The sequence below is a fragment of the Streptomyces flavusporus genome (genome assembly GCF_046267975.1).
Lineage (GTDB): Bacteria > Actinomycetota > Actinomycetes > Streptomycetales > Streptomycetaceae > Streptomyces > Streptomyces flavusporus.
Genome location: NZ_CP176503.1, coordinates 1,450,567 through 1,473,377 on the forward strand (window position 1 = coordinate 1,450,567; position 22,811 = coordinate 1,473,377).

Below are 22,811 nucleotides of genomic sequence, written 5' to 3' on the forward strand. Positions count from 1 at the left end.
GTTGTAGCCAGATCTTCCTCGACGGCCGGACCAGCGAGCAGACCGTCGATCCGGTCAACGGCCTCATTGGGTGGAAACTGTCGTCGGAGGAGTGGAAGGCGGGCAGCGCGCTGTGCCGTCGTACTACGTCAACGCGACCGTGAACGTGTCGCGGTAAGCCACCAGCCATGCCTGTATGCGATCCCAGCGTTCCCAGCCACCGCGCTCGGCCAGTGCATCTACGTACACCGGGTCGCCGTCGGCGACGAAGGCGCGGCAGGTCTCGGTGGCCTTGTTCGATGACCGCGGGCAGCTCGGCGCGTTCCCGGGGCGGGAGGCCGTAGCCGTCGGCGAGGATGCGCAGCCGTGCGGGGGCGTCCAAACCGGCGGGGTAGCGGGCGGCAGCAGACGCGGGATCGAGCATGGGGACCCATTGACATGCTCCCCGCTCTGAAGGGCGGGGATTCTGGCCGTCCCTGCCGGGTGCTGTGCCGCTACGCGGCACGGTGCCCGGTGGGGATTCCGTGGCTTCCTGCTTCGTCGCGCTGCGCCACAACGAGTCGTTGTGGTCTTACCGGCGCTCCACAGGCTGTCACCGCCAGTCCGGCGGCCGTCTTGACGTTGGTGGCGGCGTTCACGTCCCGGTCGTGGACGGTGCCGCAGCCGCTACAGGCCCCGTTACCTTTTTCGTGGCCCCGCAATGGGGCGCCTGGCCCCCGGGTCCGGTATGGCTGTGTGCCCCCTGTCGTACGGATGACCTGGGGGGTGTTGCCGCCGGGCTTCGGGGCACCGCTTGACCGCTGATGAGGGGCCTGACGACCGCCTGGTCCGGCGCAATGCCGGGCCGCTTCACGGGCGGCATGTCTGCGTAACGTGGTTGCCGGCGTGTGGTGCCGCAGGGACGGCCGGGAGCTGAGGAGACGAGTGGCGAGGGGCACGCGCACATGGTCGACACGACCGCGATAGATCTCTTCCTCGGCCTGGACCTGGGCAAGGAGTTCCACCACGCCCACGGCCGGACCGCGGACGGCAGAACCGTGCACGACAAGCGGCTGCCCAACACCGAGCCGAGACTGCTGGAGCTGTTCACCAAGCTGGTGGCGAAGTTCGGCACCGTTCTGGTGATCGTGGACCAGGTCGCCAACATCGGCGCGCTGCCGTTGACGGTGGCCCGCGCGGCCGGCTGCCGGGTGGCCTACCTGCCCGGGCTGTCGATGCGGCGGGCCGCCGATCTGCACCCGGGCGAGGCCAAGACCGACGCCCGCGACGCGTTCGTGATCGCCGAGACCGCCCGCACCATGCCGCACACACTGCGCGCGGTGGACCGCGACGACGAGGTGCTGGCCGAGCTGACCATGCTCACCGGCTACGACAACGACCTGGCCGGCGAGGTCAACCGCGCCACCAACCGGCTGCGCGGCCTGCTCTCCCAGATCCACCCCTCTCTCGAGCGTGTGCTCGGCCCGCGCCTGGCCTACCCCTATGTCCAGGCCCTCCTTCAGCGCCACGGCTCCCCGGCGAGACTGAGGAAACTGGGCCGGGCCCGCTGCGAGGCCCTGCTCAAGGTGCACGGTTCGCGCAAGGCCCACCACCTGACCGCAGAGATCTTCGACGCGCTCGCCGAGCAGACCCTGGTCGTTCCGGGCACCGAGGCCAGCGCGCTGATCGTGCCAGGACTTGCCGCCCAGCTCGCCGCCGCCCACACCCAGCGCCGCCAGGCCGAGCAGGAGATCGCCGCCCTGCTGGAGGCCCTCCCTCTTTTCCACCTCTTGACGTCCCTGCCCGGCCTGGGCGTCAGGACCACGGCGGCCGTGATCGTCGCGATCGGTGACGGCACCGGCTTCCCCACCGCCGGGCACCTCGCCTCCTATGCCGGACTCGCGCCCGCCACGAAGTCCTCGGGCACCTCCATCCGCGGCGAGCACGCACCCCACCGCGGCAACCGGCTCCTCAAACGCGCCCTGTTCCAGGCCGCGTTCGCCGCGATCGGCTGCAAAGCCGACCTGTCCTCCCGGATCTACTACGACCGGCAACGCGCACGCGGCAAGACCCACACCCAGGCGATCCTCCGCCTGGCCCGCCAGCGCGTGAACGTCATCCACGCGATGATCCGCACCGGGGCCCTCTACGAAGCACGCACCCCGGGCGACGTCGACCTCGCCGCCTGACGACTCCACCGCCCTACCCTCCAGGCCCCATCACGCCCGCGTACCGGCACGGCCAATCCGGCCCTGCCGGCCACCGGGCTGCCCATCAGCCACCCGATCCGCCGGGAACACCCCGATCCGCGGGACGTTCCCGAAAACCACGATCAACCCCTACAAGCCGACCCCACCGGGGTTGACGAAACAGATAGGGGCACCCCCCCGCACGTACAGAGGCTTGGGCCCGTCCTTCCACCCGCAGGCGCAGCAGACCTGGCTGGTCGGCTCGAACCGGCCGATCTTGACCAGGATGCGCCCGTACCGGGCCGCCTTGTACTCCAGCATGCCGATGAAGGCCGACCAGCCCGCGTCCTGAACGGACTTGGCCAGTCGGGTGCGCCCCAGAGCCATCACGTTCAGCTCTTCCACGGCGATCGCTTGGTTCTCGCGGATCAGCCTGGTGGAGAGCTGGTGGTGAAACTCCTTGCGGGCGTCGGCCACGGCTGCGTGGGCGCGGGCGACCTTCAGGCGGGCCTTCTCCCGGTTGTCGGATCCCTTCTGCTTGCGGTCCAGGTCGCGCTGGGCCTTCTTCAGTTTCTTCTCCGCCCGGCGCAGGAACCGCGGGGAGGCGATCTTCGTGCCGTCGGACAGGACCGCGAAGTGCGCACGACCCAGGTCGATCCCGATGGTCTGATCGGTCTCGGGCATGCGGGCCGCATCCGCGGCCGGGCAGGTGTCGATGACGAAGGAGGCGAAGTACCGGCCCGCACTGTCCTTGATCACGGTGACGCTGGAAGGTACGGCGGGCAACTGCCGGGACCAGGCGACCCGCACCGCCCCGATCTTCGGGAGGTTCAGCTTCCCGTCCGTTGTGATGGACCAGCGGGCGTTGGCGGTGAACCGGATGGCCTGCCGGTGGTCCTTACGGGACTTCATCCGCGGTTTCTCGATCTTCGGGCCCTTGCGGTCGCCCTTCAGAGAGGCGAAGAAGTTCTTGTAAGCGGTCTCAGCATCGCGCAGGGACTGCTGGAGCACCACCGACGAGACCTCGGCCAGCCAGGCCCGCTCGGGGCGCCACTTGGCCTCGGTGATCAGCGTCTTCGACAGCCAGGCCACGCCCGGGTAGGGCAGGTGGTTGGCGTGGGCGTGCTCGCGGGCGCGCACGGCGTCGTTGTAGACGACGCGGGCGCACCCGAACGCCCGGGACAGCGCCGTGCGTGGGCCAGGCTCCGGGTACAGGCGGAAGCCGTACCGAAGCTGCATGCCGGCCACGCTAGGAACCTGGCCCGGCACCCATGTGGAGATCACCGGAAGTGATCACTCCTGCACGTTCGCGATCAACGCTCCAGGCGCGTCCGTGACCACGATCCGGCGCCACGCGCTCACCTGTGACGGCACCCCCCTGTCCGTGGCCAGGCAGCACATCGAGCAGCAGAAACGGTCACAGCGAGCTCGGTCCGGCTCCGCCGGATCAGACGCTGCGGCACCCCGCGCCGCCACCACGAGATTCGCTTCGCCCCCGGCCTGAAAGCCGGAGCACTGCGAATGAATCTCGGTAGCGGGCTGTCATGGCAACGTCCCACAGGGGGCGGCCGGGTGCAGCCAGGTCGAAGTCGATCAGTGCAGCAGCACGGCCGTCGCGGAAGACGACGTTCTCGGGACAGACGTCGTTGTGGCACAACATCGTTCCGCCCTGCGGGTCCGCCAAGTCCCGCGGCCACTCGACCGAGGTGTCGAACGGGACGGCCGCGGCGGCCTCGTGCAGGCGCCGCAGCAGGACTCCCACCGATCTCAGTGCGGTCGATGTCATCGACCAGCCGGGAAACGGCGGCAGGGCCACCTCGCCGGGAATGAAGGTCAGCTGCTCGCGGCCGTCCGTGCCGAGGTGGACGGGGGTCGGAGCCGCGTCGAACCCGTGCTCCTTCAGCGCTCGGAGGTGGGCGTGGAGGGCGCCTGCGGTGCGCGGTGCCGGGCGTTCCACCACCGCACCGCGGCGGACGACCGCGCCCGCGTTCACCATGCCGCCGGCCAGCGCCTCGCGGTCCGTTGCCGCGCCCTCGGACGTCATGCCGGTCACGATAGGGGCCTGTCCTGCGTGGGCCGGGATCCGAACCGACCGGGAACGTGCCGAACGCCTCCCCTTCAGCACTTGAACTCCCTTGCCCCGCAAGGACTTTCTCGGCTGCACCTCTTGACGACTGGAGTACCCGAGAGGACATTGTCCGCGCAGCCATTGTCTGAGAGCGCTCTCAGAACTCCCCTCGGGCGCTCCCGGACAGGCACCCGCACACCCCCACTCCCGTACCGAGAGGCACCCCATGAGCGAAACCTCCGGCACACCCGGCAGACGCCGGACCTTCCGACGGGCCCTGGTCGCCGGCCTGAGCACGCTGGGCCTCGCGGCGCTGGTCGCCACGGCCGTGACGCCGTCCGCGACCGCTGCCGCACCGCCGCCCCCGTCGGGCTGGACGCAGGTCTTCGTCGACGACTTCGAAGGCGCCGCGGGCACCGGCGTCAACACGGCCAACTGGCAGTACGCGACCGGGAAGGGCTACCCGGGCGGCCCCGCCAACTGGGGCACCGGCGAGATCGAGACGATGACCTCTAGCACCGACAACGTCGCCCTCGACGGCAGCGGCAACCTCCGCATCACACCGCGCCGCGACGCCGCCGGCAACTGGACCTCCGGCCGTATCGAGACCAACCGCACCGACTTCCAGCCCCCGGCCGGCGGCAGACTCCGGGTCGAGGCCCGGATCCAGATGCCCAACGTCACCGGCGCCGCCGCCCGCGGCTACTGGCCCGCCTTCTGGATGCTGGGCGCACCCTTCCGCGGCAACTACTGGAACTGGCCGGGCGTCGGCGAGCTGGACATCATAGAGAACGTCCAGGGCCTCAACACCGTCTGGGCGACGATGCACTGCGGCACCTCACCCGGCGGCCCCTGCAACGAGACCACCGGCATCGGCGGTTCCACCACCTGCCCCGGCGCCAGCTGCCAGTCCGGCTTCCACACATATCGCATGGAGTGGGACCGCTCGACGAGCGTCGAGGAGATCCGCTTCTACGTCGACGGCACCAACTACCACACCGTGCGCGAGAACCAGGTCGACGCGACGACGTGGGCGAACGCCACGGAGCACGGCTTCTTCATCATCCTGAACGTGGCGATGGGCGGCGGCTTCGTGGACGCCTTCGGCGGCGGGCCGGACGCCGCGACGGTGCCGGGCCACTCGATGGTCGTCGACTACGTCCAGGTGCTGTCGGCCGGTGGGAGCGGTACCACGCCGCCCCCGACCGGCAACCGGGACGCCTACAGCGCCATCCAGGCCGAGTCCTACGACGGCCAGTCCGGCACGATGACCGAGAGGACCTCCGACACGGGCGGCGGCCAGAACATCGGCGCGCTGGCCAACGGCGACTGGGCCCTCTACCGAGGCGTCAACTTCGGCTCCTCGGCGGCCACGCAGTTCAACGCCCGGGTCGCGAGCGGTGCGGGCTCCGGCGTGAGCGGTCTGGTCGAGGTGCGCCTGGACAGCCGCAGCAGCGCGCCCGTCGGGAGCTTCGCCGTCGGCAACACCGGCGGCTGGCAGTCATGGCGTACGGTCCCGGCGAACATCAGCTCCGTCACGGGCACGCACGACGTGTATCTGACCTTCACCAGCGGTCAGCCGGCGGACTTCGTGAACGTGAACTGGTTCAACTTCGGGCACTGAGCCGCCCCTCCATGAAAGGGGGCTCCACGCGCGCGTGGAGCCCCCTTTCAGCGTCACCGCAGCTCCGCCCGGAACACCGCCGGCGTCACATCGGTGTGCTGGTGGAAGAACTTGGAGAAGTTCGCCGCGTCGGGGAAGCCGACCGCCGCGCCGACACGGCCGATGGGCAGGTCGGTGTGGGCGAGGAGGCGCTTGGCCTCCAGGATCACCCGCTTGTCGATGAAGGCCTTCGGTGTCTCGCCGGTGGCGGCGCGGACCGCGCGGACGAGGGTGCGGCGGGAGTAGCCGAGGGCGTCGGCGTAGGCGCTGACACTGTGGTTGGTGGCGAAGCCCTGCTCGACCGCGTCGCGGAAGAGGATGAAGGTGGTGTCCGCCTGCTGCCGGGCCGCCTCCGCGGAGCTGGCCGCGAGGTGCGCGAGGCGCAGCAGGAACGCGGTCAGGGTGTGGCGCAGGACGGCGGTGTGCAGGCTGAGCGGGAGGGTCTCGGTGTCCTCGTACTCGCGTTGCAGCTGGGCGAGGGCCGCGCGCAGGGCGGCGAGCTGGGCCTCGTCGGGGTGCAGCAGGGGCGGCAGGTCGTAGCGGTACAGGCCGGTGGCCTCGACGGTGGCGCGCGGCAGGAAGCCGGGCTGCATGGCCAGGACGATTCCGCGGTACTCGCTCATGTCCGTGAAGCGGTGCACCTGTCCCGGGCGGATCCACAGCACGTCGCCGGCCGTCGCCTCGTACTCGGCGAAGTCGATCATGTGGCGTACGGGTCCGTCGCTGAAGATCATCACGATGTGGAAGTCGATGCGGTGGATGCGCTCCAGCGGCGCCTCGGCGTGCCAGGTACGACCCTCGCCCATCGGGCCGACCTGTACGCCCACACCGGAGACGCTCCGCTCCACCGGGAAGGGGAACGTTCTGATCCCGCCGTCGTCTCCGTCTTGGATGGTTATGCCCGCCATGTCCTGCTCGCGCCGCCTTGGTCTCGCGCTGTACCGGTCTCCGTGTCCCACTTTCACCACAGGCTGGCACACCCGAACCTTCCTGCGGAAAAGTCAGACTTTTAAAGTCGTACGCGTCCGACCAGCTGAAACGCTGGTTCCGATAACCTTTTGAAGAGGACTGCCTACAGATGAGCACGCAGACACCCGACAGTTTCGAGTGGACCGACCTCGACCGGCGTGCCGTCGACACCGCCCGTCTGCTGGCGGCGGATGCCGTACAGCAGGTCGGGAACGGCCATCCCGGCACCGCGATGAGCCTCGCCCCGGCGGCGTACACGATCTTTCAGAAGGTGATGCGACACGACCCCGCCGACCCGGAGTGGGCGGGCCGTGACCGCTTCGTCCTCTCCCCCGGCCACACCTCGCTCACCCTCTACACGCAGCTCTTCCTCGCCGGGTACGAGCTGGAGCTCGACGACCTGAAGGCGTTCCGCACGCACGGATCGAAGACCCCCGGTCACCCCGAGTACGGTCACACCGCGGGCGTGGAGACGACCACCGGCCCGCTCGGCCAGGGCGTCGCGAACGCCGTCGGCATGGCGATGGCCGCCCGCTACGAGCGCGGCCTGTTCGACCCCGACGCGCCGGCCGGCGAGTCCCCGTTCGACCACACCATCTGGGCCATCGTCTCCGACGGCGACCTGGAGGAGGGTGTCTCCGCCGAGGCCTCCTCCCTGGCCGGCCACCAGAAGCTCGGCAACCTCGTCTTCCTCTACGACGACAACCACATCTCGATCGAGGGCGACACCGCCACCGCGTTCTCCGAGGACGTGCTGAAGCGGTACGAGGCCTACGGCTGGCACACGCAGCGCGTGGAGCCCGCCGAGAGCGGCGACATCGACGTGGCCGCGCTGTACGCGGCGCTCAGGACGGCGCAGGCCGAGACCGAGCGCCCCTCCATCATCGCGATGCGCACGATCATCGCCTGGCCGGCGCCGAACGCGCAGAACACCGAGGCCTCGCACGGCTCCGCCCTCGGCGAGGACGAGGTCGCGGCCACCAAGCGCGTGCTGGGCTTCGACCCGGCGAAGACCTTCGAGGTCACCGACGAGGTCCTCGCCCACACGCGTCAGGCGCTCGACCGGGGCGCCGACACCCACGCCGCCTGGGACAAGCGGATCGCCACGTGGCGGGACGCCAACCCTGAGCGCGCCGCCGAGTTCGACCGGATCAGCAAGGGCGAGCTGCCCACCGGCTGGGAGGAGAAGGTCCCGGTCTTCGAGGCGGGCAAGGCGGTCGCCACCCGTGCCGCGTCCGGCAAGGTGCTCCAGGCGCTCGGCGCCGTGATCCCCGAGCTGTGGGGCGGCTCCGCCGACCTGGCCGGCTCGAACAACACCACCATCGACAAGACCTCGTCCTTCCTGCCGAAGGGCAATCCGCTGCCGGAGGCCGACCCGTACGGCCGTACGATCCACTTCGGCATCCGCGAGTTCTCGATGGCCGCCGAGATGAACGGCATCGCCCTGCACGGCAACACCCGTATCTACGGCGGCACGTTCCTGGTGTTCTCCGACTACATGCGCAACGCGGTGCGCATGTCCGCGCTGATGCAGCTTCCGGTGACGTACGTCTGGACGCACGACTCCATCGGCCTCGGCGAGGACGGCCCCACCCACCAGCCCGTCGAGCACCTGGCCGCCCTGCGCGCCATGCCTGGCCTGAACATCGTGCGCCCGGCGGACGCCAACGAGACGGCGATCGCCTGGGCCGAGATCCTCAAGCGGCACGCCACCCACCCCGCTCCGCACGGCCTCGCGCTCACCCGGCAGGGCGTACCGACGTACGAGCCGAACGAGGACGCGGCGCGCGGCGGTTACGTGCTCTTCGAGTCCTCGACCGGGACTCCGGACGTGATCCTGATCGCCACCGGCTCCGAGGTGCAGCTCGCCGTTGCCGCGCGGGAGCAGTTGGAGGCCGAGGGGATCGGCGCGCGGGTGGTGTCGATGCCGTCCGTGGAGTGGTTCGAGGAGCAGCCCCGCGAGTACCGCGAGAGCGTCCTTCCGCCGTCCGTGAAGGCGCGTGTCACTGTCGAGGCGGGGGTGGGTCTGACGTGGTACCGCTTCGTGGGTGACGCAGGACGCATCGTCTCCCTCGAACACTTCGGCGCCTCCGCCGACGCGAAGACCCTGTTCACCGAGTTCGGCTTCACCGCCGAGAACGTCGCCGCAGCCGCCAGGGAATCGCTGGCTGCCGCGCGTGGTTGATCCGATCGCCAGAAAGAAGATGATCACTGTGCCCGAAGCATCCGCCACCGCGGGAGCCCTCAAGCGCCTCTCCGACGAGGGCGTGTCGATCTGGCTGGACGACCTGTCGCGCAAGCGCATCACGTCCGGCAACCTCGCCGAACTCATCGACACCAAGCACGTCGTGGGCGTCACCACCAACCCGTCCATCTTCCAGGCCGCCATCGGCTCCGGTGAGGGCTACGAGGAACAGCTCACCGACCTCGCCGTGCGCGGCGTCACCGTCGACGAGGCCGTCCGCATGATGACCACCGCCGACGTCCGCGCCGCCGCCGACATCCTGCGCCCGGTGTACGACGCGACCGGCGGCCGGGACGGCCGGGTCTCCATCGAGGTCGACCCGCGCCTCGCCCACAACACGGCGGCCACCATCGCCGAGGCCCGCCAGCTCGCCTGGCTGGTCGACCGGCCCAACGTCATGATCAAGATCCCGGCGACCAAGGCGGGCCTCCCGGCGATCACCGAGGTCATCGGCGCCGGCATCAGCGTCAACGTCACGCTGATCTTCTCGCTGGAGCGGTACCGCGAGGTCATGGACGCCTACCTGGCCGGCCTGGAGAAGGCGCAGGCGGCGGGCCTGGACCTGTCCGCCATCCACTCCGTGGCGTCCTTCTTCGTCTCCCGGGTCGACAGCGAGATCGACAAGCGCCTGACGCTGCTGGGCACGGACGAGGCCCTCGCGCTCAAGGGCCGGGCGGCGCTCGCCAACGCGCGGCTGGCCTACGAGGCGTACGAGGAGGTGTTCGCCGGTGAGCGCTGGCTCGCCCTGACCGGCTCCCGCGCCAACAAGCAGCGCCCGCTGTGGGCCTCGACCGGCGTGAAGGACCCCGCGTACAAGGACACCCTGTACGTCGAGGACCTGGTCGCCCCCGGCACGGTCAACACGATGCCGGAAGCCACGCTGAACGCCACCGCCGACCACGGGAACATCAACGGCGACACGGTGACCGGCGGCTACGCGCAGGCCCGCGCCGACCTCGCCGCCGTCGAGCGGCTCGGCATCTCCTACGACGAGGTCGTCCAGCAGCTGGAGGACGAGGGCGTCGCCAAGTTCGAGGTGGCCTGGCAGGACCTGCTGGACGCCGTCACGAAGTCACTGACCGGCAAGGGGGTTGACGGGGAATGACCGAGAAGCTTTCCGAAACGTCGGCTGCGGAGAACGAGGTGACCGAGGTGACCGAGCCTCAGGAGCCCGAGGCGTCCCCTCAGGGGATCATCGCCCCCTCCTCCGACTGGTCGAACCCCCTCCGCGACCCCCGGGACCGCCGCCTCCCCCGGATCGCCGGCCCGTCCGGCCTCGTCATCTTCGGCGTCACCGGCGATCTGTCCCGCAAGAAGCTGATGCCGGCCGTCTACGACCTGGCGAACCGCGGCCTCCTGCCGCCGGGCTTCTCGCTCGTCGGGTTCGCCCGCCGGGACTGGGAGGACCAGGACTTCGCGCAGGTGGTGCACGACGCGGTGCGCGAGTACGCCCGTACGGAGTTCCGTGAGGAGGTCTGGCAGCAGCTGGCCGAGGGCATGCGGTTCGTCCCGGGCGACTTCGACGACGACGACGCGTTCAAGCAACTGCGCAGCTCCATCGAGGAGTTGGATGCCTCCCGGGGCACCAGTGGCAACTACGCCTTCTACCTCTCCGTGCCGCCGAAGTTCTTCCCGAAGGTCGTTCAGCAGCTGAAGAAGCACGGGCTGGCGGGCGCGCCCGAGGGCTCCTGGCGCCGCGCGGTCATCGAGAAGCCGTTCGGCCACGACCTGAGGTCGGCCGAGGAGCTGAACAGGATCGTGCACGACGTGTTCGAGCCGGACCAGGTGTTCCGTATCGACCACTACCTCGGCAAGGAGACAGTCCAGAACATTCTGGCGCTCCGCTTCGCCAACCAGATGTTCGAGCCGATCTGGAACCGCAGTTACGTCGACCATGTGCAGATCACGATGGCCGAGGACATCGGCATCGGCGGCCGGGCCGGCTACTACGACGGCATCGGCTCGGCCCGTGACGTCATCCAGAACCACCTGCTTCAGCTGATGGCGCTCACCGCGATGGAGGAGCCCGCCTCCTTCGACGCCGCCTCGCTGCTCATGGAGAAGCTGAAGGTGCTGAAGGCGGTGAAGCTGCCGGGGGACCTCGGCAAGCACACCGTGCGCGCCCAGTACGCGGCCGCCTGGCAGGGCGGCGAGAAGGTGCGCGGCTACCTCGAGGAGGACGGTATCGACCCGGCCTCCATGACCGACACGTACGCCGCGATCAAGCTGAACGTCGACAACCGCCGCTGGGCGGGCGTCCCGTTCTACCTGCGCACCGGCAAGCGGCTCGGCCGCCGCGTGACGGAGATCGCGGTCGTCTTCCAGCGCGCCCCGCACTCCCCCTTCGACTCCACGGCCACCGAGGAGCTGGGCCAGAACGCCATCGTCATCCGGGTTCAGCCGGACGAGGGCATGACGGTCCGGTTCGGTTCGAAGGTGCCGGGCACGTCGATGGAGATCCGGGACGTGACGATGGACTTCGCCTACGGCGAGTCGTTCACGGAGTCCAGCCCCGAGGCGTACGAGCGGCTCATCCTGGATGTCCTCCTGGGAGATGCCAACTTGTTCCCCCGTCATCAGGAAGTGGAAGAGTCCTGGAGGATCCTCGACCCGATCGAGGAGTACTGGGCGACGCACGGCAGGCCGGCGCAGTACACGTCGGGCAGCTGGGGCCCCGAGGAAGCCGACGAGATGCTCGCACGAGACGGACGGAGCTGGCGCAGGCCATGAAGATCGACCTGACCGACACCACGGCAAGCAAGATCAACAAGGCGCTGGTGCAAGGCCGCCGCGCCATCGGTACGCCCGCTGTGGGCATGGTCCTGACGATGGTCATCGTCACGGACGAGGAGAACGCCTACGACGCGATCAAGGCGGCCGAGGAGGCCTCGCACGAGCACCCCTCGCGCACCCTGGTCGTCATCAAGCGGCACGCCCGCACCCCCCGGGACCGCACCCAGTCCCGCCTCGACGCCGAGGTCCGGGTGGGCGCGGACGCCGGAACCGGCGAGACGGTCGTCCTGCGGACCTACGGCGAGGTGTCCGACCACGCCGACTCCGTCGTGCTGCCGCTGCTGCTGCCGGACGCGCCGGTCGTCGTGTGGTGGCCGGTGGATGCGCCCAAGGTGCCCGCCAAGGACCCGCTGGGGGCGCTCGCCCAACGCCGGATCACCGACATGTACGCCGTCGAGACGCCGCTGGCCGCACTGGAGGACCGCCTCCACTCGTACGCACCCGGTGACACCGACCTCGCGTGGACCCGGCTCACGCCCTGGCGTTCGATGCTGGCCGCCGCTCTGGACCAGGCCAAGCTGCGGATCACCTCGGCGGCCGTGGAGAGCGAGGCCGAGAACCCCAGCGCCGAGCTGCTGGCCCGCTGGCTGGAGGCCCGGCTGCACGTCCGGGTCGACCGCGTGGAGACCGCGGGTCCGGTCGTCACCGGCGTACGGCTGGGCACCGAGACCGGCGAGATCGTCATCGACCGGCCCGAGGGCCCGCTGGCCACGCTCACCCTGCCGGGCCAGCCGTCGCGCACGCTCGCGCTGAAGGTGCGCCCCACCTCCGAACTCATCGCCGAGGAGCTGCGGCGCCTCGACGCCGACGAGATGTACGCCGTCGCCCTGCGGGGCGAGGGCACCACCAAGGAGACCCCCTCCCATGTCTGACCAGCCCTTGCTGACGCGGCGGCCCGAGTGGACCGCCCTGGAGGACCACCGCGCGGACGCGCTGCAACGCCCGCGGCTGCGCGAGCTGTTCGCGGCGGATCCCGGGCGTGCGGAGCGGTACGTCGTACGCGTCGGCGACCTGCGCATCGACTACTCCAAGCACCTCATCACCGACGAGACGCTCGCCCTGCTCCAGGAACTCGCCACCGCCACCGATGTGTTCGGGCTGCGCGACGCCATGTTCCGCGGTGAGCGGATCAACATCACCGAGGACCGCGCCGTGCTCCACACCGCGCTGCGCGCCCCGCGGGACGCGGTGATCGAGGTCGACGGCGAGAACGTGGTCCCCCAGGTCCACGCGGTGCTCGACAAGATGAGCGCCTTCGCCGACCGGGTCCGCTCCGGGAAGTGGACCGGCCACACCGGCAAGCGGATCAGGAACGTCGTCAACATCGGCATCGGCGGCTCGGACCTGGGCCCGGCGATGGCGTACGAGGCGCTGCGCGCGTACACCGACCGCTCGCTGACGTTCCGGTTCGTCTCGAACGTGGACGGCGCCGACCTGCACGAGGCTGTGCGGGACCTGGACCCGGCCGAGACGCTGTTCATCGTCGCGTCCAAGACGTTCACCACGATCGAGACGATCACCAACGCCACCTCCGCCCGCTCCTGGCTGCTGGCCGGGCTCGACGGCGAGGAGAAGGCGGTCGCGAAGCACTTCGTCGCCCTGTCCACGAACGCCGGGAAGGTCACCGAGTTCGGCATCGACCCGGACAACATGTTCGAGTTCTGGGACTGGGTCGGCGGCCGCTACTCGTACGACTCGGCCATCGGCCTGTCCCTGATGATCGCGATCGGCCCGGAACGCTTCCGGGAGATGCTCGACGGGTTCAGGATCGTCGACGAGCACTTCCGCAGCGCGCCCGCCGAGGCCAACGCCCCGCTGCTCCTCGGCCTGTTGGGCGTCTGGTACGGCAACTTCTTCGAGGCCCAGTCGCACGCGGTGCTGCCGTACAGCCACTACCTGTCCAAGTTCACGGCCTACCTGCAGCAGCTCGACATGGAGTCCAACGGCAAGTCGGTGGACCGGGGCGGCCACACCGTGGGCTGGGAGACCGGCCCGGTGGTGTGGGGCACGCCCGGCACCAACGGGCAGCACGCCTACTACCAGTTGATCCACCAGGGGACGAAGCTCATCCCGGCAGACCTGATCGGGTTCGCCCGGCCGGTCGCCGAGCTGAGCGACGAACTCAAGGCGCAGCACGACCTGTTGATGGCGAACCTGTTCGCGCAGGGACAGGCGCTCGCCTTCGGCAAGACCGCCGAGGAGGTGCGCGCGGAGGGCGTGCCCGAGGAGCAGGTGCCGCACCGCACCTTCAAGGGCAACCACCCGACCACCACGATCCTGGCCGCCGAGCTGACCCCGTCGGTCCTCGGCCAGCTGGTCGCGCTGTACGAGCACAAGGTGTTCGTACAGGGCGCGATCTGGAACATCGACTCCTTCGACCAGTGGGGCGTCGAACTCGGCAAGGTCCTCGCCAAGCGCGTCGAGCCGGCCCTCACCGAGGGCGCCGAGGTCCCAGGTATCGACCCGTCCACGGCCGCGCTGGTGGCCGCTTACCGCGAACTGAGGAAGTGAGCTGACATGCAGATCGGTCTTGTTGGTCTCGGCAAGATGGGCGGCAACATGCGCGAGCGCCTGCGCAACGCCGGCCACGAGGTCGTCGGCTACGACACCAATCCCGAGCTCTCCGACGTGAAGAACCTGGTCGAACTCGCCGACCGGCTCCAGGCGCCGCGCGCGGTCTGGGTCATGGTCCCGGCCGGCGCCGTCACCCAGGGCGTCATCGACCAGTTGGCGAGCGTGCTCAAGCCCGGCGACACCGTCATCGACGGCGGCAACTCCCGCTGGACGGACGACGAGAAGCACGCCGAGGAACTCGGCAAGCGCGGCATCGGCTTCGTCGACGCGGGGGTCTCGGGTGGTGTGTGGGGCCTGGAGAACGGCTACGCGCTCATGGTCGGCGGAGACAAGGAGCACGTCGACCGCCTGAAGCCGATCTTCGACGCGCTCAAGCCGGAGGGCCCGTACGGGTACGTCCACGCGGGCAAGGTGGGCGCCGGCCACTTCGCGAAGATGGTCCACAACGGCATCGAGTACGCCATGATGCAGGCGTATGCGGAGGGCTGGGAGCTCCTGGAGAAGGTCGACTCCGTGACCGATGTCCGGGAGGTCTTCCGCTCTTGGCAGCAGGGCACCGTCATCCGCTCCTGGCTCCTCGACCTCGCGGTGAACGCCCTCGACGAGGACGAGCACCTGCACAAGCTGCGCGGCTACGCCGAGGACTCCGGCGAGGGCCGGTGGACGGTGGAGGCGGCGATCGACAACGCCGTGCCGCTGCCCGCGATCACGGCGTCGCTGTTCGCGCGGTTCGCCTCCCGGCAGGACGACTCCCCGCAGATGAAGATGATCGCGGCCCTGCGCAACCAGTTCGGCGGGCACGCCGTCGAGTCGAAGGAGTAGCCGGCCGTGGGGGATCTCCTGCTGGTCCGCCACGGTGAGACGGAGTGGAGCGTCACGGGACAGCACACCAGCTGGACCGACCTGCCCCTCACCGGGCACGGCGAGGAACAGGCCAAGTCCCTCGCTCCACTCCTGTCCGGCCGGACCTTCGCTCTCGCGCTCACCAGCCCGCTGACCCGCGCGATACGCACCGCCGGACTGGCGGGCCTGACCGGGGCCACACCTGACCCCGACCTGCAGGAATGGGACTACGGCGGCTACGAAGGTGTCACCACCCGCGAGATCCACCGCACCCGTCCCGACTGGTACCTGTGGACGGACGGCGTGCCGCCCGGCCCCCAGGGGCATCCGGGCGAGTCCCCGGCCGAGGTGGGCGCCCGTGCCGACCGCGTTCTGTCCCGGGTCGGCGACGCGCTCGCCGAGGGCGACGTGGTCCTCGTGGCCCACGCCCACTTCCTGCGCGTCCTGGCGGCCCGCCGGCTCGGGCTGCCGCCCCGGGACGGGCGGCTGTTCCAGCTGGCGACGGGGACGGTGAGCCGGCTGTCGACGGAGCACGGGCGGCCGGTCGTCGCGGAGTGGAACACCCGGCCGTAAGCGCCGTGTTGACACCCGTGGTTCGGTCGGGTCAGAGTCGCCGGCGATGGAGATCAACGATCTGACGGCGGCCGAACTGCGGGTGTGGCGGGCCTTTCCGCGCGGGGAGTTCGTGGACTTCCGCACCGTCGACGACGAGGACCCGGCAACGGGGGCGGGCTGGGGGCCCGAACGCACCGTACGCGCGGCCGTGCTGAGGTCGCTGCTCCTCAACGGACCGCAGGAGGACGGCGAAATAGCCTCGCTCAGTCTGGCGGGCGCCCGCATCACGGGGATGCTCGACCTGCAGTACGCGACGATCGACCACCCCGCCCGGCTGAGGCACTGCTACTTCGACGAGGTACCGCGTTTCTACGGCTGCCGGCTGCGTGAGCTCAACCTGAGCGAGTCCGTCCTGCCGGGGCTGACCTCCCACGCCGTGCACGTGGAGGGCGTCCTGCGGATGACGCGCGCCCGGTTCCGGGGAGTGGTGCGGCTCGGCGGGGCACAGATCGCCGGGAGCCTGTACCTGGAGGGCGCGGAGATCAGCGCGCCGGACGCCCAGGATCCGGCGCTCCAGCTCAACCAGGTGACCGTGGGCGACGACCTGTGGGCACCCGGGCTGCGCGTCCACGGGCAGATCAGGCTCAACGGCGCCGACGTCGGCGGGTCGGTCAACCTCAACGAGGCACAGCTCAGCCATCTCGGACACGGCCCCCTCGACGCGGAGACGCTCAGCGTGGGAGGCCACTTCCTGATGCGTCACGCGCGCGTGCAGGGATGGATCGGTCTGCGCGGCGCCCGGATCGCGGGCCGGCTCGACCTGGCGTACTCACACCTGTCGAACCCCGGCGAGGCGGTGCTGCGGGCGAGCAGCAGCACGATCGGCGAACTCTGGCTGCGCAAGGGCCCGCCCATGGAAGGCACGCTCAATCTGCGGCGCGCCCAGATCGAAGTCCTGTTCCTGGAGCCGGAGATGCTGCCGGACCGTGTCCTCCTCAACAGCCTCACCTACACCTCCCTCACCCCGCACGAGCCCGCCGAGCGACGCATCCCCATGCTGGAGCGCGACGGCGACGGTTATGTCCCGCACGCCTACGAGCAGCTGACCGCCGCCTTTCAGCGCATCGGCGACGACCACGCGGCCCGGCTGGTCCAGCTCGCCAAACAGCGCCGGCATCGCGGCACTCTCCCCTGGTTCGGCCGCCTGTGGGGCCACGTCCAGGACGTCACCGTCGGCTACGGCTTCCGTCCGCTGCGCGCGGCCGGCTGGCTGCTGTCGCTGCTCGCGGTCGGCTCCGTCGCCTTCGCCCTGCACCATCCCCGGCCGCTGAAGGCGGACGAGGCCCCGCCCTTCAACCCGGTGTTCTACACGCTGGACCTGCTGCTGCCGGTGATCTCCTTCGGCCAGGAACCCGCGTTCGCCCCCAAGGACGGGTACCAGGTGCTGGCCTACGTCCTCGTCCTCACCGGCTGGATCCTGGCCACGACGGTCGCGGCGGGCCTGACCCGGACCATCAGCCGCCAGTGACGGCCTTCATCGCGTGCTGGGCGGCCAGGCGCACCGGCGCGTTCTGGGCGCCGTAGCCTCGGTAGCCGTCGTCGCGCTGGACGAGCTCGAAGAAGACGCGGCCCACGGTCTGTGTATAGCAGTGGCGGAAGACGCCGTAGGCGTCACGGTCGTAGAGGATGCCGAGGTCGCGGTACGTCTTCAGCTCCTCGTCGGTGAGGTCGTAGCGGGCCGCGAGGTCGTCGTGGTAGTTCGCGGGGACGGGCAGCAGGTGGCCGCCTGCCTCGCGGAAGCGGCGGGCCGCGGCGATCACGTCGTCGGTGGCGAGGGCGATGTGCTGGGCGCGGACGGTGTCGTCGGTGGGTGCGGCGCCGACGGTGAGGGCGATGCGGACACTGCCGTCGGCGTTGGTGACGGCGCGGCTGCGCAGCAGGCCGTAGGGGTCGGCGACGTCGACGCTCTCCTGGGGGTGCAGTCCGAGGACGCTGCGGTGGAAGAGGGTCGCCTCGTCGAAGTGGTGCCAGGGCTGGGTGAGGGCGAGGTGGTCGATGCGGTGGACGTCGGTGGCGGCGGGGGTGTGGGCGAGGTGCTCGAAGTCGGTGCGCCAGCGGTCGGAGCCGCAGAAGAAGAGTTCCGTGCCGTCGGGAGCGGCCACGGCGTCGAGCGGTGCGTCCTCAGGGGCGCGGCGGCGGGGCAGCACGGGGGCGAGGAGCGCCTCGGCGCGCTCGGCCGCGGCTGCCGGGTCCGGTGACTGAAGGCCGATGGCGGCGAGTTGGGTACCGCCGCGGGGTACGGACGGTCCCGTGTTGACCAGGATGCGGGCCTCGCCCTGCTGCCACAGGTCGACCGGCTTGGTGCGGTGCCGTGCGGTGCGGGCGAAGCCGAGGGCGGTGAGCAGGGCGGAGACGGGTTCGGTGTCGGGGGTGACCAGTTCGGCGAAGGCGACCCCGGTGGGGACGACGGGTCGGGGCAGGGCCGCGGCGCCGACGGCTTCCTGGAGCACCAGCAGCGAGCGGTGGGCGTCCACGGCGGTCGGGCCGGCCTCGGCCTGCCGGAAGACGTCGTTGAAGACCTCGAGGGAGAGCGGGCCGGCGTAACCGGTGCGCAGGACGTGCCGGACGAGACCGGCGACGTCGAAGCCGCCCTGGCCGGGGAAGCAGCGGTAGTGACGGCTCCACTGCAGGACGTCCATGGCGAGCAGCGGGGCGTCGGCGAGCTGGAGGAAGAAGATCTTCTCGCCGGGGATGTCCTCGATGCCCTTGACGTCGGAGCCGCGGGAGAGGATGTGGAAACTGTCGAGGCAGGTCCCGAGCGTCGGGTGGGCGGCAGTCTCGACGATGCGCCAGGCGTGGTCGTACGTGCTGACGTGCCGTCCCCAGGCGAGCGCCTCGTAGGCGACGCGGATGCCGAAGTCCTGGGCGAGGTCGGCGAGTTGGTGCAGCTGCTCGGCGGCGAGGGCGTCGTCGTCCACGGCGAGCGGGGAGACGCTGGAGCAGACGAGGACGGTGTCGGCGCCGAGCCTGTGCATCAGCTCGAACTTGTGCCGGGCGCGGCGCAGGTTGCGGGCGAACTCGTCGGCGGGGACGGCCTCGATGTCGCGCATCGGCTGGTAGAGGTCGATGGTCAGGCCGAGGTCGGCGCAGCGGGCGCGGATCTCCTCGGGGGTGAGGGGGCTGGCGAGCAGGTCGTTCTCGAAGATCTCGACGCCGTCGAAGCCGGCCCGGGAGGCGGCCGTGAGCTTCTCGGTGAGGGATCCGCTGAGGGAGACGGTGGCGATGGACGTACGCATGGACCTGCTCCTTCAAGATTCCGTACTGCGGCGCCCCGAAGGGGCGCGGGGAACTGCGCGACCAGCCACGAGCGGCCCGCAGGTGTCATACCGCCTTGCCCGCCGGGCTCTCCGCAACGCCGGCCATCTCCGCGATGTCCGCCAGCATGCGCACGCTGTCGGGCTCCCGGCCCGTGAACAGCCGGAACGCGTCCGCGGCCTGGAAGACGGCCATCCCGCCCCCGTCCAAAGCGGCGCAGCCGATCGCGCGGGCGGCGCGCAGCAGTTCGGTCTCCAGCGGGCGGTAGACCACCTCGGCGATCCACAGGCCGGGGTGCAGCAGGCCGGCGGGGAAGGGCAGGCCGGGGTGGGCGGCCATGCCGGTGGGGGTGGCGTGGACGATGCCGTCGGCGCGCTCGAGCAGGCCGGCCAGCTCCTCGGGGGCCGCCGCGACCGCCCGGCCGCTGCCGAAGTGCCGGTTCAGGGAGCCGGTGAGGGCGGCGGCCCGCTCGGGCCGGGCGTCGACGACGGTGACCTGCCCGGCGCCGAGGGTGAGCGTGGCGTGCGCGACGGCCGCGCCCGCGCCGCCCGCGCCGAGCTGTACGACCCGCTCCATCGGAGCGTCGGGCAGTCCCCGGGCGAAGGAGGCCGCGAAGCCGGTGACGTCGGTGTTGTGGCCGATGGCGCGGCCGTCCTCGAAGACGACGGTGTTGACCGCGCCCAGCGCCTCGGCCTGCGGGGCGAGCGCGTCCAGGTGGTCGATGACGAGCTGCTTGCACGGGTGGGTGATGTTCAGCCCGTCGAAGCCGAGGTCGCGGGCGGCCCGCAGCAGTTCGCCGACCGCCTCGGGCGGCACGCCGAGGGTGTCGATGTCGATCAGCCGGTACAGGTAGCGCAGGCCCTGACGGTCGGCCTCCCGCTCGTGCAGGCCCGGACTGAGCGAGGGTCCGATACCGGAACCGATCAGTCCGACGAGAAACGAGTCCTTGGCCACCGAGGACCTCCTGAGCACCTGGAAACCAGTAATGTACGAACTAGTACGTTAGTCATAGCAGGCAGTCCTCGGACAGGGGAAGACTTCCGAACCGACTTCCGACGGCGAGCTCTACAATCTCGGCACCTGCCCATCGCCCGAAGGAACCCGATGACCAGCGTCGACGAAACGGCACGACCAGGCGGGCGCATCCGTGACGCCGCCCGCACCAAGGCCGAGATCCTCGACGTCGCCACCCAGGAGTTCGCCCGGGCCGGCTACGACGGCGCCCGGGTCGACGAGATCGCCGCCCGCACCCGCACCACCAAGCGGATGATCTACTACTACTTCGGCGGCAAGGAGCAGCTCTTCACGGCCGTCCTGGAGCGGGCGTACGGCGTGATCCGCGAGGCCGAGCAGGAGCTGGACGTCGAGCACCTCGACCCGGTCGCGGCCATCCGGCGCCTGGTGGAGGTGACCTTCGACCACCACGAGGCACACCCCGACTTCATCCGCCTGGTCAGCATCGAGAACATCCACGGCGCCCAGCACATCGCCGCCTCCGAGAAGCTCGGCAGGATCGGCTCACCGGCGCTGGACGTGATCCGCCGCATCCTGGCGTCGGGACAGGAATCCGGCCTGTTCACGGCCGACGTCGACGCCGTCGACCTGCACGCGATGATCAGCTCGTTCTGCTTCTTCCGGGTGTCCAACCGGGCCACCTTCGGCGCCCTGTTCGGCCGCGACCTGGTCGACCCCGCGCAGCGCGAGCACTACCGGACCACGCTCGGAGACATGGTGATCGCCTACCTGACGGCGGAGCGCGCGACCGACTGAACGCCGCACGGTACAACCCCTTGACAGCAGGGAAACGCGGGCGCAACATCCCTACCCACCGGGACTAACTATCCAGTGGGTTAATTAGCCGAAGATCCGGCCCTTCTCCCCCGCCGCTCACTCCCTCTACGTTCTCTGCGTTGGAGTTCCCTCAAAGGAGCCGCCGTGTCCGTCCCCGCCGCCCCCTCCGCCCCGCCCGGGCAGCCGAAGAAGGCCGCGACAGCGGCCTGGATCGGCAGCGCCCTGGAGTACTACGACTTCTTCATCTACGGCAGCGCGGCCGCCCTGATCTTCCCCGAGGTCTTCTTCGACGAGTCCGACCCGGCCACGGCCACCCTGCTGTCGCTGGCCACGTTCGGCGTCGCCTACGCCGCCCGCCCCATCGGCGCCCTCTTCCTCGGACACTTCGGCGACCGGGTGGGCCGTAAGAAGATCATGGTCTTCACGCTGATGCTGATGGGCATCTCCACGTTCCTCATCGGCTGTCTGCCCACGCGCGCCCAGGTGGGGACCCTCGCGCCCGTCCTGCTGGTCCTGTGCCGCGTGCTGCAGGGCATATCGGCGGCCGGCGAGCAGGCCAGTGCCAACTCCATGACGCTGGAACACGCGCCACCGAACCGGCGCGGCTTCTTCACCAGCTTCACCCTCAGCGGCACCCAGGGCGGCCAACTCCTGGCCACCCTTGTCTTCATCCCGATCGCCGCGCTCCCCGAGGAGCATCTGATGTCCTGGGGCTGGCGCGTGCCGTTCTGGCTCAGCGTCGCCGTCGCGGTCGTCGGCTACGTCATCCGCCGCAAGCTGGACGAGACCCCGGCGTTCGAGCAGCAGACCGCCACCGAAGGCGTCGTGAAACTGCCGCTGGCAGTGCTGCTGCGCGAACACTGGGCGGACGTCCTCCGGGTGATCGCGGGCGCACTGATCGCCTCCGTCAGCACGATATTCACGGTCTGGGCGCTGTCGTACGCCACCAGCGACTCGGTCGGCATGAGCCGCTCCTCCATGCTGTGGGTGGGCGCCCTCGCCAACGTCGTCGCACTCGCCGCGATCCCGCTGTGGGCCACGCTGTCGGACCGTATCGGCCGCCGCCCGGTGTACCTGGTCGGCGCCGTCGGCAGCGCGATCACGATGTTCCTCTACCTCTGGGCGATCTCCACCGGCTCGTACCCGTTGACCCTGCTGCTGGGCATCGTCACCTTCGGTGTCGTCTACAGCGCCGCGAACGGGGTGTGGCCCTCCTTCTACGGCGAGATGTTCTCCACCCGGGTGCGCCTGTCCGGCATGGCGATCGGCACGCAGATCGGCTTCGCGGTCGCCGGTTTCGCGGTCACCTTCGCCGCCCGGATCGCCGGCCCCGACGGCGACGACTGGTCCTCCGTGGCCCTGTTCACCGCGGCCCTGTGCATCCCGCCGGTGATCGCCGCGCTCTCCGCCCGCGAGACCCACAAGGTGCCCACGGAACACCTCGGCGTGCGGACCCCCCGCGAGGCCGCGCAGCCGGAGACGGTGACGGCCTGACCCATAACGCCCGAGCCCCCGGAGCCGTGACGGCATCCGGGGGCTCGGGCGTTATGGGCGGTCCCGGCGGGCGGCAAACACCAGCAGCGCTCTCGACGCCCTTTGACTATCGTTGCCCGATCACATGAGCGGGCGAAGAGAGGCGGGCGAGGACGTGGCGGGGGCCGGGTGGATACGGGTGCCGGTCGGGGACGACGCGGCACGATGGGCGACGCGGGGGCACAGCCACAAAGTGCTGCTCGTCGTGCACAACGTGACCTCGGCGACCCGGCTCCTCGACATCCTGCCCCTCTTCCACGACGACTTCCGGGTGCAGCTGCTGGCTACGAGCCCGGGGTCGTCGGCGTTCCGAGC

General features: G+C 70.3%; 16 protein-coding genes and 2 pseudogenes. 12 read left to right on the plus strand and 6 right to left on the minus strand.

The genetic code is table 11. The features are described 5' to 3' along the window. Positions 1–123: 123 nt before the first annotated feature. Positions 124–412 (minus strand): annotated as a pseudogene (locus ACKTSN_RS07180) (aminoglycoside phosphotransferase family protein); the annotation flags it as partial. Positions 413–923: 511 nt separating this feature from the next. Here ACKTSN_RS07180 and ACKTSN_RS07185 point away from each other — a divergent pair. Then, positions 924–2,147 carry an IS110 family transposase gene (locus tag ACKTSN_RS07185; protein WP_409467819.1) on the plus strand — a complete coding sequence of 408 codons (1,224 nt, stop codon included), beginning with the start codon at positions 924–926 and terminating at the stop codon, positions 2,145–2,147. A 150-nt stretch (positions 2,148–2,297) separates the two neighbouring features. On the opposite strand, the gene ACKTSN_RS07190 is transcribed toward ACKTSN_RS07185, so the two are convergent. Together ACKTSN_RS07190 and ACKTSN_RS07195 are read right to left on the minus strand one after the other, a co-directional pair. After that, the gene (locus tag ACKTSN_RS07190; RefSeq protein ID WP_409468314.1) at positions 2,298–3,386 is read right to left on the minus strand and encodes an RNA-guided endonuclease InsQ/TnpB family protein; all 1,089 of its coding nucleotides are present in this window, start codon (positions 3,384–3,386) and stop codon (positions 2,298–2,300) included. Positions 3,387–3,678: 292 nt separating this feature from the next. Next, positions 3,679–4,191, minus strand: a pseudogene (locus ACKTSN_RS07195) (phosphotransferase family protein); the annotation flags it as partial. A gap of 250 nt (positions 4,192–4,441) precedes the next feature. On the opposite strand from ACKTSN_RS07195, the gene ACKTSN_RS07200 reads away from it, so the two are divergent. Further along, positions 4,442–5,839, plus strand: coding sequence for a glycoside hydrolase family 16 protein (locus tag ACKTSN_RS07200; protein ID WP_409468315.1), 1,398 nt, complete (start codon positions 4,442–4,444; stop codon positions 5,837–5,839). Positions 5,840–5,892: 53 nt separating this feature from the next. Here ACKTSN_RS07200 and ACKTSN_RS07205 read toward each other — a convergent pair whose 3' ends face one another. Further along, the gene (locus ACKTSN_RS07205; RefSeq protein WP_409468316.1) at positions 5,893–6,786 is read right to left on the minus strand and encodes a helix-turn-helix domain-containing protein; all 894 of its coding nucleotides are present in this window, start codon (positions 6,784–6,786) and stop codon (positions 5,893–5,895) included. 170 nt (positions 6,787–6,956) lie between these two features. Here ACKTSN_RS07205 and tkt point away from each other — a divergent pair, with 170 nt between their 5' ends. The 8 genes from tkt to ACKTSN_RS07245 are packed head-to-tail and all read left to right on the plus strand — an operon-like array spanning position 6,957 to position 17,385. Next, on the plus strand, positions 6,957–9,032 hold the full coding sequence (gene tkt / locus ACKTSN_RS07210) for a transketolase (RefSeq protein WP_409468317.1): 2,076 nt from the start codon (positions 6,957–6,959) through the stop codon (positions 9,030–9,032). Between the two features lie 19 nt (positions 9,033–9,051). Beyond that, positions 9,052–10,197, plus strand: a complete 1,146-nt coding sequence (gene tal / locus ACKTSN_RS07215; protein WP_409468318.1) for a transaldolase — start codon at positions 9,052–9,054, stop codon at positions 10,195–10,197. Further along, entirely contained in the window at positions 10,194–11,822 is a 1,629-nt protein-coding gene (gene zwf, locus ACKTSN_RS07220; RefSeq protein ID WP_409468319.1) for a glucose-6-phosphate dehydrogenase, read from the plus strand. The genes tal and zwf overlap by 4 nt, the downstream gene beginning before the upstream one ends. Then, positions 11,819–12,757 carry a glucose-6-phosphate dehydrogenase assembly protein OpcA gene (gene opcA / locus ACKTSN_RS07225; RefSeq protein ID WP_409468320.1) on the plus strand — a complete coding sequence of 313 codons (939 nt, stop codon included), beginning with the start codon at positions 11,819–11,821 and terminating at the stop codon, positions 12,755–12,757. The genes zwf and opcA overlap by 4 nt, the downstream gene beginning before the upstream one ends. Further along, complete coding sequence (gene pgi, locus ACKTSN_RS07230; RefSeq protein WP_409468321.1) at positions 12,750–14,396, plus strand: glucose-6-phosphate isomerase; 1,647 nt, start codon at positions 12,750–12,752, stop codon at positions 14,394–14,396. The genes opcA and pgi overlap by 8 nt, the downstream gene beginning before the upstream one ends. Before the next feature lie 6 nt (positions 14,397–14,402). Beyond that, positions 14,403–15,281, plus strand: coding sequence for a phosphogluconate dehydrogenase (NAD(+)-dependent, decarboxylating) (gnd, locus tag ACKTSN_RS07235; RefSeq protein ID WP_409468322.1), 879 nt, complete (start codon positions 14,403–14,405; stop codon positions 15,279–15,281). A 6-nt stretch (positions 15,282–15,287) separates the two neighbouring features. Beyond that, positions 15,288–15,875 (plus strand): histidine phosphatase family protein, encoded by a 588-nt coding sequence (locus tag ACKTSN_RS07240; protein WP_409468323.1) that lies wholly within the window; start codon positions 15,288–15,290, stop codon positions 15,873–15,875. Between the two features lie 46 nt (positions 15,876–15,921). Then, complete coding sequence (locus ACKTSN_RS07245; protein WP_409468324.1) at positions 15,922–17,385, plus strand: membrane-associated oxidoreductase; 1,464 nt, start codon at positions 15,922–15,924, stop codon at positions 17,383–17,385. On the opposite strand, the gene ACKTSN_RS07250 is transcribed toward ACKTSN_RS07245, so the two are convergent. After that, positions 17,372–19,153, minus strand: coding sequence for a bifunctional sugar phosphate isomerase/epimerase/4-hydroxyphenylpyruvate dioxygenase family protein (locus tag ACKTSN_RS07250; protein ID WP_409468325.1), 1,782 nt, complete (start codon positions 19,151–19,153; stop codon positions 17,372–17,374). The two genes, ACKTSN_RS07245 and ACKTSN_RS07250, sit on opposite strands and share 14 nt — an antisense overlap. Positions 19,154–19,238: 85 nt before the next feature. Beyond that, a complete protein-coding gene (locus ACKTSN_RS07255; protein WP_409468326.1) occupies positions 19,239–20,126 on the minus strand; it encodes a shikimate dehydrogenase in 888 nt (295 codons plus the stop codon). 150 nt (positions 20,127–20,276) lie between these two features. Between ACKTSN_RS07255 and ACKTSN_RS07260 the strand changes: the two genes are divergently transcribed. Together ACKTSN_RS07260 and ACKTSN_RS07265 are read left to right on the plus strand one after the other, a co-directional pair. Next, on the plus strand, positions 20,277–20,942 hold the full coding sequence (locus tag ACKTSN_RS07260; RefSeq protein WP_409468327.1) for a TetR family transcriptional regulator: 666 nt from the start codon (positions 20,277–20,279) through the stop codon (positions 20,940–20,942). A 165-nt stretch (positions 20,943–21,107) separates the two neighbouring features. After that, positions 21,108–22,457, plus strand: a complete 1,350-nt coding sequence (locus ACKTSN_RS07265; RefSeq protein ID WP_409468328.1) for an MFS transporter — start codon at positions 21,108–21,110, stop codon at positions 22,455–22,457. Positions 22,458–22,811 lie beyond the last annotated feature (354 nt).